The 2,039-nt window shown below is 36.6% G+C and carries 2 protein-coding genes; both read left to right on the top strand.

The genetic code is table 11. The annotated features are described in order from the left end of the window. The first annotated feature begins 63 nt into the window (after window positions 1-63). Window positions 64-459, top strand: coding sequence for a hypothetical protein (locus F7D73_RS03855; protein ID WP_071122673.1), 396 nt, complete (start codon window positions 64-66; stop codon window positions 457-459). Window positions 460-539: 80 nt separating this feature from the next. Then, the coding region (locus tag F7D73_RS03850) for a hypothetical protein (protein ID WP_228117621.1) at window positions 540-2,039 on the top strand (1,500 nt) is incomplete at its 3' end.

The raw sequence follows: 2,039 nt of genomic DNA, 5'->3' as shown, positions 1-2,039 counted from the left end.
TGGCTTTAATAGACCCCGACCAAGCTGTGCTATTATTGTAGAGGTTGCATAAGGAGTAAAAAAATGAAGAAGTTTTTCATGGGCATGATTGCCGTTATTGTGTGTGGTACTGCATTTGCAGGAAACTTAAATGAGATTAAGGCTTCAGCAGTATCAGATGATGATCTTAGCTCATCTACACCAGACAAGATTGTATCTACTTTCTATGGTTCAAAGGCTTCAACTAACGCAAACAATCCTTGCAAGGGAGCAACTATCAGAAAGTGCGGAACCATAGAGTCAAGTTTGGTGTCATTTGAAGACCAAACTTTGGTGATGCAGCAGGTAAAGGATGCTGATGGTAACACATTATTTACAAACAATTTCTTTGCTCCATCTTCCGTGTCAGAAACAAAGGCAAATATTAAGCTTGAAACAATGAAATTGGGTGGAACGTTCAAGGCAAATGTGGCAGAATGAAAATAAGGCATATTTTAGCACTCCTTTTCTTAATGTTTTGCACGACCATATTTGCACAGGGGCGTGATTATATAAATGAAATGGAGCAGAACGACTTGCAAATCAGACAGAAGCCTAACACTGAAGGGCTTCTGTCTGATTATTTGCATTCAGCAAACATTAAGGAAGATACAATTTTTGCAATTCTTTATAGTCCTGCTGAATGTTTTAGATGTGAAGCTGCAATTCCTGCATTTTATGATAAACTGAAACGCAATAATCCGAACAACAAGTTATTACTAATAACTGCATATGGGGATTCTAAAACAGCAAGTTGGTATAATTCTAAAAACAACTATAAGGCTGATTATTACATTTATGATACGAAATCAGTTTATAGCAACATCTTCAGTTTCAACTCTGAAGGAATGTACGGATTGTATATACTCAAATTAGTTCCAAAAGAAGGCGTGTTCGTCACAGGTGGACAATATACGGTCTTAGGGGCAGAGTTTGTGAAGCAGTTGGTACTTTGTAAAAAGAGAATTGCTCCTCACATGTATGAATTGGATAAGAAAGACTCATATAAAGAGGTGGCAGACCAGATTGCGATGATAAATGTTCCTATGCCAAAATGGAAACAAACGGACATCGAGGTCAACACGAAAGATGGAGTAGAAATATCATCAATATATGATATTCCCAAAATAGAGAATGGACACCTTTTTTTTAACGACATGCTGAACAATGGTATAATGCTGTTTAATAAAGAAAATGGTTTGTTTAAATTCAAGCGACTCTTCCAAGCAGACGAAGCGGAGAAAAAGAAATTTGTTTCCGTGCCAGATAAGGATTTCAGAAACTTAGTAAAACAAGGACAAGTCTTTTACATAGCATTGTCTGCAAATATGTTGGACTCTTCTCATATCGGAATTTCCTATTCCCTGCCAAAGATTCTTCGAGAAAAAGTAGGCAACGAATGGAACTTTAGCTTTTACAATGCCCCTGCTGTCTTGATACGAGACATCAACAATTATACGTCAGGCAAGATGATTTCACCAGATTTCGATTTGGAACATTCCAAGTATTTCTATCTTCACTTTGTGTTCGACTTGTTCAATAACAAATTATGGACAGGAAGCGAAAAGTTGACATGGCCTATGGATGGATTTGAGAAAGAGGATATTGTAGGACAGAAAGATTTAGACCCTTTTAATGGCAGCTTTTATAAGACCTTCAATCCAATAATAGCTTCTTTTCGTATCAATGACGGAAAGTGTGATGGACATTACGGCAAATTAGAGCGTATTCAAGAAAATAGCAGAACAGGCTATTATTATCTTAATAATGTATTCGCACATGAAGGAAAAACTTTCTTGTATGGAAATGGTTACACAGGAAAACTGTATGTGACAGATAGCCTTCATCTTGACAAATATAAGGTTTACATGGTGTTTGACACAGATACAGTTCCTATGATTGCACCAGACTCCACAAAATTTTATACGCATGAATATGGAAATCTGTATAGTTCTTACTTCACAAAGTGCATCACAACAGTAAAGATGGACAAGAGGAACATCTATTGTCTTGTAAAGCAT

The organism is Segatella copri, from assembly GCF_009494395.1.
Classification (GTDB): domain Bacteria; phylum Bacteroidota; class Bacteroidia; order Bacteroidales; family Bacteroidaceae; genus Prevotella.
This window is presented reverse-complemented; position numbering and strand designations above follow the sequence as displayed.